The following is a 283-nucleotide window of genomic DNA, read 5'->3' on the forward strand; positions in this document are numbered from 1 at the left end:
CTCGCCTCGGCCGCCGGCAATGCGGTCGAGGTGAAGAACGCGGTCGACTTCCTGACCGGCCGGTTCCGCGACCGGCGGCTGGAGGACGTCACGCTGGCGCTCGCCGCAGAGATGCTGCAATCGGCCGGAATCGTCTCGTCCAACCAGGACGGGATCAGGCGCGCCGCCGAGACGCTGGCCGGCGGCCGCGCGGCGGCGGTCTTCGCGCGCATGGTGACGGCGCTCGGCGGCCCCGCCGACTTCGTCGAGAATGCGGAAAAATATCTTCCCAAAGCGGCGGTGG

The 283-nt window shown here is 71.0% G+C and carries 1 pseudogene; it reads left to right on the plus strand.

Going from position 1 to position 283, the window contains the following annotated elements:
* Positions 1 to 283 (plus strand): annotated as a pseudogene (locus tag EN818_RS32235) (thymidine phosphorylase); the annotation flags it as partial.

It is taken from the genome of Mesorhizobium sp. M3A.F.Ca.ET.175.01.1.1 (genome assembly GCF_004791945.1).
GTDB lineage: Bacteria > Pseudomonadota > Alphaproteobacteria > Rhizobiales > Rhizobiaceae > Mesorhizobium.